The organism is Sinorhizobium sp. 6-70 (genome assembly GCF_030124375.1).
Lineage (GTDB): Bacteria > Pseudomonadota > Alphaproteobacteria > Rhizobiales > Rhizobiaceae > Sinorhizobium.
Genome location: NZ_JASKLS010000005.1, coordinates 173,037 through 185,044, shown reverse-complemented (window position 1 = coordinate 185,044; position 12,008 = coordinate 173,037). Strand labels below are relative to the sequence as shown.

Genomic DNA, 12,008 nt, shown 5'->3' with positions numbered 1-12,008 from the left:
AAGGAGATGACCGGTCCGAAGGTGAGCAAAACAGTGGATCGGCTCGTCTGCGGCGTCTTCGCGGACCCGTGCGTTGATGGTCAAAAAGAAAGCCTGGCGCCGATGCATCAGCGACAGGCAATATCGGGACGCGATACCCGGCGATGCGCTTGGGAGGGATCACATCGCATAACTACCGTATAATGCACGGCTGCCTAAAAATAAAGCAAAATCGTGAATGCCCAATCCGTCGGCAGATATCGCGTCATCGAAATCCTCCTGGCTTTCACGGCCGGGGCCAGCCGACCTTCCGGCGTTGCACCATACGGCTGCCAACACATCCGTGGTCAACGGCACGTGGGGCGGGTCATGCTTCCGATGTGGGCGTTGATTGAGTCTTTGATAAAGTCAGAAATCAAACCGGCACTTGCCGAGGGGCAGGTTCACCGAACCTGAATGGCGCTACGCAAAAAGGCCTCTCGATTTCTCGAAAGGCCTCCAAAATCAGAACTTGGATGGTGGGCGTGACAAGGATCGAACTTGTGACCCCTACGATGTCAACGTAGTGCTCTCCCGCTGAGCTACACGCCCATCCGATGCGGCGCATAGACCACAAAACCCTCATCCGCGTCAATAGGCTTTTCGAAGGTTTTTCGACAGAATTTTCGGTGACGTTCGCGGGCGGCGTTTCTTGCAGCGAACATGCTCTCGCAATGCCTTTATTTGCGGGGCGTTTCCGATAAACTATTGAAATGAAAGAGGCTGCGGCCGATCCGTGTTGATCGGCCGCAGCCTCGAAGCAGGGCGCATCCCCGCACAAGAGTTTGGCGGCACTGGCATTTATAATCTCAGGAGGCCCGTGCTGGCGAGGTGCCGTCAGGCTGCCAGCATCTTGTTGACCTCGTTGACAAGGTCGCGCAGGTGGAAGGGCTTGGAAAGGACCTTGGCATCCTTCGGCGCCTTCGAATCGGGGTTCAGGGCAACCGCGGCAAAGCCGGTGATGAACATCACCTTGAGGTCCGGGTCGAGTTCTGTCGCGCGGCGCGCGAGTTCGATGCCGTCCATCTCCGGCATGACGATATCGGTCAGCAGAAGCGAAAAGGGTTCTTCGCGAAGCCGGTCGTAGGCGCTGGCGCCATTGTCATAGGACAGGACCTTATAGCCAGCCTTTTCCAGCGCCTTCACGAGGAAGCGGCGCATATCGTTATCGTCTTCGGCAAGGAGGATTTTCGCAGTCATGAATTCGGCCGTGGCTACTTCTTTTCAATGCTTGTGGAGTGCGGCAGCTTAGCAAACCGCAACATGGTAAATATCTGGTGAACAGGGCATAACAATGCCCGGGTACCAGCAAGAGGTCACTATGGACACAGAGGCGACCAACTGGCAACATGATCCGAACAGCAAGATCCGGACATGGTAAAAAGGGTTGCGATGGGGGAAGCGGTCGAGCGGGAGTTTTTCGAGGTCCTGGAACCCGCAACTCAGCGGATCCCGTTTGTGTTCAATTCCCCGCATAGCGGCCGGTCCTATCCGCAGGCCTTCTTAGACCAGTCGCGGCTCGATGCGCATTCGATCCGCCGTTCGGAAGATCACTTCGTCGACGAGTTGTTTCAGAACGCGACCTTTTTGGGTGCGCCGCTGCTTCGCGCCCATTTCCCGCGTGCCTTTCTCGATGTCAACCGTGAACCATACGAACTCGACCCGCGCATGTTCGAAGGGCCGTTGCCGCCGCATGCCAACATAAGCTCCATGCGGGTCGCCGGCGGGCTTGGGACCGTGCCGCGCCTCGTCGCTGAGAATATGGAGATCTATCGTGGCCGGTTTCCGGTCGAGGAAGCGCTGACACGCATCGAGGCGATCTACAAGCCCTATCATGCGACGCTCAGGAAGCTGATAGCCCGCACGCATGTGGAATTCGGGATGTCGGTGCTGATCGATTGCCATTCGATGCCGGGCAACGTCCATCTTCCGGGCAGCAGCCATCGGCCGGACTTCATTATCGGCGACCGTTACGGAACAAGTGCAGCGGCTGAGTTGTCGCGCACCGCCGTCAGTCTGCTCGAACAGCTTGGTTACGTGGTCGCGCGCAACAAGCCCTATGCCGGCGGCTTTATCACCGAGCATTACGGTCGGCCGACACGCGGATTGCACGCGCTCCAGATCGAAATCAACCGCAGCCTCTATGTCGACGAGATGACCCTCGTCAAAAAGCCGGGATTTGCCGCGCTGACGGCCGACCTCACGACGTTCATCGCCGCGCTTGCGCAACATGTCGAGGAATATGGTGCATACCTGCCGCTTGCGGCGGAATAGCGCGCGGCCCATCGCTCAAAAAGAACCGCGCCAGCGGCGCGGTCAAGTCTAGGGAGGAAACACCCAAGGAGGGTATTTGCAGCCACGAGTGACTACCCCAAAACTCTAATGTTGCGCTGCACAAATGTCAAGTTGTGAGGGCGAAAACTTTCGCAGTCGCAACGGGAAACTCTCCTAAACCGCAGGCGACGCGTGGGCGAATCGAGCCCGCGCCGCTGCCTCACGTGCTCGAATTCCGGCATTCTTGCCTTTCGATCAAATTCGTCTAATCAGATCGGCTTCCCATTCCTTTCTTCGAGAGAGCGACATGTTGCCGGACCGTACCTTTTTCGACCGCCTCGCCGATGCTGCCAAAGCGGAGACAATGCCGCGTTTCCGAACCGGCACCAGTGTCGTCAACAAGCTGGAGGGCGGATTCGACCCCGTCACGGAGGCGGACAGGTCGGCCGAGGCGGCGATCCGCGCGTTGATCGAAGGCGCGTTTCCGCAGCACGGCATTCTGGGCGAGGAGCATGGCAATGTCGGTCTCGACCGCGAACATGTCTGGGTCATCGATCCGATCGATGGGACGCGTGCGTTCATTTCCGGTCTTCCCGTATGGGGAACGTTGATCGGTCTTTACCGCAACGGCAAGGCCGTGATGGGGCTGATGGACCAGCCTTTTACCGGCGAACGCTATTTTGCCGACGGCGAGAAGGCGACTTATCGCGGTCCCGGTGGAGAGAAGGTGCTTTCGACGCGCGCCTGCGATGCGCTCTCGGACGCGGTGCTGTTCACCACCTCGCCGCATCTCTATACCGGCGATCTCAAGGAGCGCTTCGAGGCGCTGCAGGCCAGGGTGCGGCTCTTCCGCTACGGCTGCGACTGCTACGCCTTCGCGCTGCTTGCATCCGGCCACGTCGACCTCGTCATCGAGTGCGGATTGAAGCCTTACGACGTCGGCGGTCTCATTCCGTTGATCGAACAGGCTGGCGGCATTGTCACCAATTGGCAGGGCGGGGCGGCCGAAATGGGCGGCGAGATCATCGCCGCCGGCAGCCGCGAGATCCACGCGCAGGCGCTGGAAATACTACAGCGTCGTGCGTCCGACCGGACGCGCTAAAGCAACTCCAGGAAAAGCGTGTAACGGTTTTCCGTCTGGAATTGCGTGGTTTTCAGGGTCGCTGTGGCACCTTGAATTGCTGCATGATTTTGTAAGGAATCATGCAGTGGGAACCAAGCTTTCCTCGAATTGATGGGGCGCCTCGTCGGCGTTCTCGAACCCGGGCAGGAATGCGAAAATCGCAGCCATCGCCTGGGCACGATAACGGTCGGCTTCCTGCAAGAGCTCGTGACGCGCGCCGTCGATCGGGATCATGTGCCCGGCGCGGAAGTTGCGCGCCAGGAATTCGACGGCAAGATGCGGCACCAGGCGGTCGGCTGTCGGCGCCAGGATGATGGTCGGCACAGTGACCTGCGTCAGATGCTCGCGGCGCAAGACGTGCCGTATTGCCTGGAAAGTCTCGCGCAGCCATCTCGCCGTCGGCGGTCCCAACCGCAATTGCGGGCAGGCATCAGGCAGCGCCTGGTTACGCGCATAGCGGCGCGCGTCGGCCGTCAGGATGTTGTTCGTGAAGGGGCGGTTGCCCTTGTCGCCGTTGAGCGGCAGCGTTCCCAAGCCGAGCCGGTCCATTATCGTCGCGATCGCAAAAATGCCTCGCTGGTCGATGGCCTGGCCGCTGAGGCCGACAAACGGGGCAAGCAGCACCATGCGGTCGATCCGGCTTGCGAGCATCGGCGCCAGCGACAGTGCCACCAGCGCGCCCATTGAATGGGCGACGATGGAGAAGGGCAGGCGCGTGTCGGGCAGGACGATCTGCTCGAGAAAGATCATCAGATCGCGCTCGTAGTCGGTGAAATGAGCGACATGGCCGCGACCGGTTTGGCGCAGCAACCGCTCGGAGCCGCCTTGGCCGCGCCAATCGAAGGTGGCGACCCAAAAACCGGCAGCGGTGAGTTCGGCGATCGTTTCGAAATATTTCTCGATCGCCTCGTTGCGTCCCTGCAGCAGCACGACGGTACCGCGGGCTACCGAGGCTTCCGTCTTGAAGACCGCGTAGCGGATCTTGCGGTTGGCGACCCCATCGAAAAAGCCTGCCGCGTATCTGCCCGGTATCGGGTTGTCCGGCGTCGGATAGAGGATCGTGGTCATGAAGAGCGACGGCCCCGAAATGTAAAGTTGAAGTCGTTGCCGCGGGAAGAGGAGGGATGAGAGCATCCCGCCGCCCAACCGCGTCTTGTCTCTCAGGGATAGGCGGTGGCCTCACGCGCGTCAAAAGAAAAAAGGCCGGAAACGGTGGGTGAAATCCGGACGATCACCGTTTCCGGCCGCTGAAGCAGAAGGGACATGGTCACTTCAGCGCCGGGAGTTTTTTCCCAGTGTCCCTCTTTTAACTCGCGTCGGCTGAATGGGGACCGAACCGCTCATTCATGTTCTGTTCACCTACAGCGCTGCGCGTCTCACAAGACACGCAAAAGACGCTGTGGCACTTGAGCGGCTGCATGTTTTTATCCTTAAATCGGCTGCGATTTAACGAAACATGCAGTAGCGCCGGTCCGGGAAAATCCACGCGGAAATTCCCTTGAACTGGCGCGTGCGTATTCCCATCTGTTGATTACGGACGCCGATGACGGGTCCGTTCACCGGTCGCGCCGCCGCCTGATGGGGTGGCAGACCAGATATCGCAAACCGTTGCTCTTAAGGAGGACACCATGCGTCACGTCGATTTCTCCCCCCTCTATCGTTCCACCGTCGGCTTCGATCGCCTGTTCACGATGCTTGACAGCCTTGGTCAGCCCGATCAGTCGCAGACCTATCCGCCCTACAACATCGAACGCACGGGCGAAAACGCCTATCGCATCACCATGGCCGTTGCCGGCTTCGACGAAAGCGAGCTTTCGGTCGAAGCGCGTGAACACACGCTGACGATCAAGGGCGAAAAGAGCGAAGACAAGGGCGAGGAGAGCCAGTTTCTCCATCGCGGCATTGCCAAGCGCGCATTCGAGCGCCGCTTCCAGCTTGCCGACCATGTCGAGATCAAATCCGCTTCGCTGAAGAATGGCCTGCTCCACATCGATCTCATTCGCGAGATTCCGGAGGCAGCCAAGCCGCGTCGCATCGAGATCACCTCGGTTGCCTCGCAGCCGAAGCAGATCGAGGCCCAGACCCTCTAATCCGGTCTAAGGAACGGATTCGAGGAAGGCGGCGTCCGAGGGGCGCCGCCTTTTTCATGCCTGCTGCATGCTACCCTAGACCGTAGCCGATTTAGCGACAAAAACGTGCAGCAATTCAAAAGACGCGCGGCGCTGCGTTTCCGGCCGTCAGCAGGCCTCGACGAAGCGGTCGACGTCTTCCGATCGCGTGGCAAAGCTGGTGACGAGCCGGTAAAGCCCCTCGTCTCCGTCGAGGCTGTCTGCCAGGTCATCCGGCACATGCCAGTCGTAGAAGACCGCCCCCTGCTGCTGCAGTTTCGACGCCACGTCCTGCTTGAGGATCACGAAAACCTCGTTGGCATCCGGCGACCAGGCGAGCCGGCTTTTCCCCGAGGCGGAAATGCCGTCGGCAAGGCGCACGGCCATCGTGTTCGCATGGCGGGCGAGATTGAGCCACAGATCGCCTGAGAGATAGGCGTCGAACTGCGCGGCGATGAAGCGGGACTTCGAAAAGAGTTGGGCGGCGCGCTTGCGCAGGAAGTGCATTTCGTGGGCCTTCGAAGGGTCGAACAGGATCAGCGCTTCGGCACACCAGCAGCCGTTCTTGGTGCCGCCGAACGAGAGGAGGTCGATGCCGCGCTTCCAGGTCATTTCCGCCGGCGACACATCGAGGCTGACGAGCGCATTGGCGAAGCGCGCACCGTCCATGTGGAGAGGCAGCTTGTGCGATTTCGCCACAGCAGCGATCGCGTCGATCTCTGCCGGCGAATAGACCGTACCGCTTTCCGTTGCCTGGGTGATGGTCACTGCCATCGGCCGGCCGCCATGGATGAACTCCGGGGGAAAGCGACGGATCTCGGCCTCAAGCCCTGACGCATCCATCTTGCCGCCAAGGCCATCGACGGGGCAAAGCCTTGCCCCGTGCGAGAAGAATTCCGGTGCACCGCACTCGTCGACGTGGACATGCGCCTCCCGATGGCAAAAGACGACGCCGCCGGCCCGGTTGACGCGGGACAGCGCCAGCGCGTTGGCGGCGGTACCCGTGCCCACGAAAAATACCGCCACCTCCCTTTCGAAAATTTCGGAGAATTTCTTTTCCACCTTCCGGTCGAGTTCGCTCGTGCCGTAAGCGGAAGCATAGCCGCCTGCATGAGCCATCAGGCTTTCGGCGATTGCCGGGTGGGCGCCAGCCCAGTTGTCGGAGGAAAAAATCATCTGAAATCACCCTGTTTTCGGCCACGTCCGGCCGCTTCGGCGAGACCATAGCCGACTTCCACGGACGATCAATGCGGCTGTCCGGCAGCTATGCCAACACAAGACCAGTTTGAAACCAAAGGGAAGAAACCACCGAGCGGATTGTAATTTAATTTTAAAAGCGCGAAATTTCCGGCAATCTTCGGCAAAATCTCTTCCATTATTTGCTCATATGCCCCTTGCGAAGGGGGGCGCTTTCTGGCATAGAGCGCATGAAATAGGACAGGTTTGCTGTCCTATTTCGGTCTAGGGACCGGAACAATCGCCGGAAGTGCCGAAAATGCGGCATTCGGCGTGTAGCGCAAGGGGTTTTCGCCGGGTTTCATCCGGCTGTTGACGCCTGCCATCAGGATGGTCGCGGGACATTCGTGCCTGGTGCAGCCGCGCTTATTTGCGACCTGATCAGGATCATGCGACGATAATGCCCGGCTTTGCCGCAGCGCGAAAGGCGCCGACGCGGCGAGGGATGCGCGGGCGGCGGTATGCCCGGGATCTCCGGGTCCAATAGGAGGGAAGACGATGACGGATCATTCGCCATCACAGCAATCAGGGCTCCACCTCGCACACAGCGCTGCGACGGTTGCGAAAACGCCCGCTTTCCCGTCCGGATTACCGCGAAAACAGGGGCTCTATGACCCGCGAAACGAGCACGACGCCTGCGGCGTCGGCTTCGTCGCCCATATGAAGGGCGAGAAGTCGCATCAGATCGTGCGCGATGGCCTCTTCATGCTCGAAAACCTGACGCATCGCGGCGCCGTTGGCGCCGACCCGCTGATGGGCGACGGCGCCGGTATCCTCGTTCAGATTCCCGATCGCTTCTTCCGCGAGGAGATGGCCAAGCAGGGCGTCACCCTGCCGAAAGCTGGCGAATATGCCGTCGGCTATCTCTTCATGCCGCGCGACGAAAAGCTGATCGCCCATTTCAAGGATGTGATCAGCGAGGTTGTCGCCGAAGAAGGCCAGCACCTGCTCGGCTTCCGTGACGTGCCGGTCGACAATTCATCGCTTTCCAAGGCGCCGGACATCGCCGCCACGGAACCGCACCACGTGCAGGTCTTTATCGGTGCCGGCCGCGACGCCGCCACCAACGCCGAATTCGAGCGCCGGCTGTTCACGCTGCGCAAGGTGATCTCCAACCGCATCTATGCGGAGGCGGACGGCGGCGATCTCGGTTTCTATGTCGTATCGTTGTCGACCTCGACGGTGGTCTACAAGGGCATGTTCCTCGCCTATCAGGTCGGCGCCTACTACAAGGATCTTGCCGACGAGCGCTTCCAGTCGGCGGTGGCGTTGGTGCACCAGCGGTTCTCGACGAACACCTTCCCGTCCTGGAAGCTCGCGCATCCCTATCGCATGGTCGCGCATAACGGTGAGATCAACACGCTGCGCGGCAACGTCAACTGGATGGCGGCGCGGCAGGCTTCGGTCTCTTCACCGCTTTTCGGCGACGACATCTCCAAGCTTTGGCCGATTTCCTATGAAGGCCAGTCGGACACGGCCTGCTTCGACAACGCGCTCGAATTCCTGATCAGGGGCGGCTATTCGCTTGCGCATGCGGTGATGATGCTGATCCCGGAAGCCTGGGCCGGCAACCAGCTGATGTCGCCGGAGAGGAAGGCCTTTTATGAATATCATGCGGCGCTGATGGAGCCGTGGGACGGGCCGGCGGCCGTTGCCTTCACCGACGGCCGACAGATCGGCGCGACGCTCGATCGCAACGGCCTGCGTCCGGCACGCTACATCGTCACCAGCGACGACCGCGTCATCATGGCGTCGGAAGCAGGCGTGCTGCCGGTCGCCCAGGACAAGATCGTCCGGAAATGGCGGCTGCAGCCCGGCAAGATGCTGCTGATCGACATGGAAGAAGGCCGCATCATCTCCGATGAGGAGGTGAAGTCTTCGCTCGCCAACAAGCATCCCTATCGCAAGTGGCTCGATGATACGCAGTTGATCCTCGAGGACCTGAAGCCGGTCGAGCCGCGGGCGCTTCGCCGCGATGTATCGCTGATCGACCGCCAGCAGGCTTTCGGCTACTCGCTGGAAGACACCAAGCTGCTGATGTCGCCTATGGCAACGACCGGGCAGGAAGCGATCGGCTCGATGGGCACCGACACGCCGATCTCGGCCATGTCGAACAAGACCAAGCTGCTTTACACCTATTTCAAGCAGAACTTCGCGCAGGTCACCAACCCGCCGATCGATCCGATCCGCGAGGAGCTGGTGATGAGCCTCGTCTCGTTCATCGGTCCGCGCCCCAACATTCTCGACCATGAGGGCATGGCGCATGCCAAGCGGCTCGAGGTTCGCCAGCCGATCCTCACCAACGGCGACCTCGAAAAGATCCGCTCGATCGGCCACACGGAAGACCGGTTCGACACCAAGACGCTCGACTTCACCTATGACATTTCGCGCGGTGCGGAAGGCATGCCGGAAATGCTCGATCGACTCTGCGAGCGGGCAGAAGCGGCGGTCAAGGGCGGCTACAACATCATCGTGCTTTCCGATCGCCAGGTCGGCCCGGATCGCGTCGCGATTCCGGCGCTGCTCGCGACCGCGGCCGTGCACCATCACCTGATCCGCAAGGGCCTGCGCACTTCGGTCGGCATCGTGCTCGAATCGGGCGAGCCGCGGGAGATACATCATTTCTGCCTGCTCGCCGGCTACGGTGCCGAGGCGATCAACCCGTATCTCGCTTTCGACACGCTGGTCGATATGCACAAGCGTGGCGAGTTCCCGAAGGAAGTCGACGCCAACGAGGTCGTCTACCGCTACATCAAGGCGGTCGGCAAAGGCATCCTCAAGGTCATGTCGAAGATGGGCATTTCGACCTACCAGTCCTATTGCGGCGCGCAGATCTTCGACGCCGTCGGCCTGTCGTCGAAGTTGGTCGACCAGTATTTCTTCGGTACCGCGACGACGATCGAAGGCATCGGTCTCGAAGAGATCGCGGCCGAAACGGTCGCCCGCCACAAGGCGGCCTTTGGCGCCGATCCGGTGCTCGCCAACACGCTCGACATCGGCGGCGAATATGCTTACCGCATGCGCGGCGAGAGCCACGCCTGGACGCCCGATGCCATTGCCTCGCTCCAGCACGCCGTGCGCGGCAATGCCGAGGACCGCTACCGCGAATTCGCCGGGATGGTGAATGCGTCGTCGCTGCGCATGAATACGATCCGCGGACTCTTCACGATCAAGAGTGCCGAGGCCGTTGGCCGCAAGCCGATCCCGGTCGAGGAGGTCGAACCGGCGGCGGATATCGTCAAGCGTTTCTCGACCGGGGCGATGTCCTTCGGCTCGATCAGCCGCGAGGCGCACACGACGCTGGCAATCGCCATGAACCGCATCGGCGGCAAGTCGAACACCGGCGAAGGCGGCGAGGAGAGCGATCGCTACATGCCGCTGCCGGATGGTTCGATGAACCCGCAGCGCTCGGCGATCAAGCAGATCGCATCAGGCCGCTTCGGCGTTACCACCGAATATCTGGTCAATGCCGACGTGCTGCAGATCAAGGTGGCCCAGGGTGCCAAGCCCGGCGAGGGTGGCCAGCTTCCCGGCCACAAGGTCGATGCTACGGTCGCCAAGACCCGGCATTCGACGCCGGGCGTCGGCCTCATCTCGCCGCCGCCGCACCACGACATCTATTCGATCGAGGATCTGGCTCAGCTGATCTATGATCTGAAGAACGTCAACCCGGAGGCGGATGTTTCCGTCAAGCTGGTGTCGGAAGTGGGTGTCGGTACGGTTGCGGCCGGCGTTGCCAAGGCACGCGCCGATCACATCACGATTGCCGGCTTTGACGGCGGCACCGGTGCCTCGCCGCTGACCTCGCTGAAGCATGCAGGTAGCCCGTGGGAAATCGGCCTTGCCGAAACCCAGCAGACGCTTGTCCTCAACGGTCTGCGTTCGCGCGTCGCGTTGCAGGTCGATGGCGGCCTCAAGACCGGCCGCGACGTCATCATCGGGGCGCTGCTCGGTGCGGACGAGTTCGGTTTCGCGACCGCGCCGCTGATCGCCGCCGGCTGCATCATGATGCGCAAGTGCCACCTGAACACCTGTCCCGTCGGTGTCGCGACCCAGGATCCGGTGCTCCGGAAGCGCTTCAAGGGCACGCCGGAACACGTCATCAACTACTTCTTCTTCGTTGCCGAGGAAGTGCGCGAGATCCTCGCCTCGCTTGGCGTGAAAAAGCTCGATGAGATCATCGGCGCTTCGGAACTGCTCGAGCGTGACCGCATGATCGAGCACTGGAAGGCCAAGGGCCTCGACTTCTCGAAGATCTTCCACAAGGTGGAGGCTCCCAAGGAAGCGACCTATTGGACCGAGCGCCAGAAGCATCCGATCGACGACATTCTCGACCGCAAGCTGATCGAGAAGGCGAAGACCGCACTCGAAACCAAGGCGCCGGTCGCCTTCGAAACGGAAATCAAGAACGTCGACCGTTCGGCCGGCGCGATGCTTTCCGGCGCCCTTGCCAAGCGCTGGGGTCACAAGGGGTTGAAGGACGATACGATCAACGTCACGCTCAACGGCACGGCGGGCCAATCCTTTGGCGCGTTCCTTGCCCGCGGCATCACCTTCGACCTGGTGGGCGACGGCAACGACTATGTCGGCAAGGGGCTCTCGGGTGGGCGCATCATCGTCCGGCCGCCGGAAGCCTCCCGGATCGTACCGCATCAGTCGATCATCGTCGGCAACACCGTGCTTTACGGAGCAATCTCGGGCGAATGCTACTTCAACGGTGTCGCCGGCGAGCGCTTCGCAGTGCGTAACTCCGGTGCGATCGCGGTCGTCGAGGGTGTGGGCGATCACGGTTGCGAATACATGACCGGCGGCGTGGTCGTCGTCATCGGCGGAACGGGCCGCAACTTCGCGGCCGGCATGTCCGGCGGCGTCGCCTATGTTCTCGACGAGGAGGGCGATTTCGCCCGCCGCTGCAACATGGCGATGGTCGAGCTGCAGCCGGTACCGGAGGAAGACGACATGCTGGAGAAGCTGCACCACCACGGCGGCGACCTCATGCACAAGGGCATGGTCGATGTCTCGGGTGACATGACGCGTCACGACGAGGAGCGGCTCTACCAGTTGATCTCCAATCATCTGCACTACACGGGTTCGCCCCGTGCCAAGGAGATCCTCGATCAGTGGACGGATTACCGACCGAAATTCCGCAAGGTCATGCCGGTCGAATACCGCCGTGCGCTAGAGGACATGGAACGCATGAAAATGGCAGAGGCGGCCGAATAGGAGGCCCCGGTGAAACAGGCTCCCGG

General features: G+C 61.1%; 8 protein-coding genes, 1 tRNA gene and 1 pseudogene. 4 read left to right on the top strand and 6 right to left on the bottom strand.

Annotated elements, in window-relative coordinates:
* Nucleotides 1-495: 495 nt before the first annotated feature.
* Together QN222_RS12500 and cpdR1 are read right to left on the bottom strand one after the other, a co-directional pair.
* Nucleotides 496-570: transfer RNA gene (locus tag QN222_RS12500), tRNA-Val, on the bottom strand.
* A gap of 285 nt (nucleotides 571-855) precedes the next feature.
* A complete protein-coding gene (gene cpdR1 / locus QN222_RS12495; RefSeq protein ID WP_003531148.1) occupies nucleotides 856-1,218 on the bottom strand; it encodes a response regulator CpdR1 in 363 nt (120 codons plus the stop codon).
* Nucleotides 1,219-1,410: 192 nt separating this feature from the next.
* On the opposite strand from cpdR1, the gene QN222_RS12490 reads away from it, so the two are divergent.
* Nucleotides 1,411-2,292, top strand: coding sequence for an N-formylglutamate amidohydrolase (locus QN222_RS12490; protein WP_283962589.1), 882 nt, complete (start codon nucleotides 1,411-1,413; stop codon nucleotides 2,290-2,292).
* A 307-nt stretch (nucleotides 2,293-2,599) separates the two neighbouring features.
* Nucleotides 2,600-3,394, top strand: coding sequence for a histidinol-phosphatase (gene hisN / locus QN222_RS12485; protein WP_283962572.1), 795 nt, complete (start codon nucleotides 2,600-2,602; stop codon nucleotides 3,392-3,394).
* Here the strand turns inward: hisN and QN222_RS30405 are convergent.
* Nucleotides 3,362-3,487, bottom strand: a pseudogene (locus QN222_RS30405) (CxxxxCH/CxxCH domain-containing protein); the annotation flags it as partial. The gene hisN and the pseudogene QN222_RS30405 sit on opposite strands and share 33 nt — an antisense overlap.
* A 6-nt stretch (nucleotides 3,488-3,493) precedes the next feature.
* Nucleotides 3,494-4,483 carry an alpha/beta hydrolase gene (locus QN222_RS12480; RefSeq protein ID WP_283962590.1) on the bottom strand — a complete coding sequence of 330 codons (990 nt, stop codon included), beginning with the start codon at nucleotides 4,481-4,483 and terminating at the stop codon, nucleotides 3,494-3,496.
* Between the two features lie 560 nt (nucleotides 4,484-5,043).
* On the opposite strand from QN222_RS12480, the gene QN222_RS12475 reads away from it, so the two are divergent.
* Nucleotides 5,044-5,505 carry an Hsp20 family protein gene (locus tag QN222_RS12475; protein WP_283962573.1) on the top strand — a complete coding sequence of 154 codons (462 nt, stop codon included), beginning with the start codon at nucleotides 5,044-5,046 and terminating at the stop codon, nucleotides 5,503-5,505.
* Between the two features lie 147 nt (nucleotides 5,506-5,652).
* On the opposite strand, the gene QN222_RS12470 is transcribed toward QN222_RS12475, so the two are convergent.
* Both QN222_RS12470 and QN222_RS12465 read right to left on the bottom strand, forming a co-directional pair.
* Nucleotides 5,653-6,699, bottom strand: coding sequence for a low specificity L-threonine aldolase (locus QN222_RS12470; protein WP_283962574.1), 1,047 nt, complete (start codon nucleotides 6,697-6,699; stop codon nucleotides 5,653-5,655).
* 68 nt (nucleotides 6,700-6,767) lie between these two features.
* A complete protein-coding gene (locus QN222_RS12465; RefSeq protein ID WP_283962575.1) occupies nucleotides 6,768-6,899 on the bottom strand; it encodes a hypothetical protein in 132 nt (43 codons plus the stop codon).
* A 358-nt stretch (nucleotides 6,900-7,257) separates the two neighbouring features.
* Between QN222_RS12465 and gltB the strand changes: the two genes are divergently transcribed.
* Entirely contained in the window at nucleotides 7,258-11,982 is a 4,725-nt protein-coding gene (gene gltB, locus QN222_RS12460) for a glutamate synthase large subunit (protein ID WP_283962576.1), read from the top strand.
* Nucleotides 11,983-12,008 lie beyond the last annotated feature (26 nt).

Coding starts and splice junctions, on each gene's coding strand:
- QN222_RS12475 (WP_283962573.1), top strand. CDS start 5,044: ATGCGTCACGTCGATTTCTCCCCCCTCTATCGTTCCACCGTCGGCTTC.
- QN222_RS12490 (WP_283962589.1), top strand. CDS start 1,411: ATGGGGGAAGCGGTCGAGCGGGAGTTTTTCGAGGTCCTGGAACCCGCA.
- cpdR1 (WP_003531148.1), bottom strand. CDS start 1,218: ATGACTGCGAAAATCCTCCTTGCCGAAGACGATAACGATATGCGCCGC.
- hisN (WP_283962572.1), top strand. CDS start 2,600: ATGTTGCCGGACCGTACCTTTTTCGACCGCCTCGCCGATGCTGCCAAA.
- QN222_RS12480 (WP_283962590.1), bottom strand. CDS start 4,483: ATGACCACGATCCTCTATCCGACGCCGGACAACCCGATACCGGGCAGA.
- gltB (WP_283962576.1), top strand. CDS start 7,258: ATGACGGATCATTCGCCATCACAGCAATCAGGGCTCCACCTCGCACAC.
- QN222_RS12465 (WP_283962575.1), bottom strand. CDS start 6,899: ATGGAAGAGATTTTGCCGAAGATTGCCGGAAATTTCGCGCTTTTAAAA.
- QN222_RS12470 (WP_283962574.1), bottom strand. CDS start 6,699: ATGATTTTTTCCTCCGACAACTGGGCTGGCGCCCACCCGGCAATCGCC.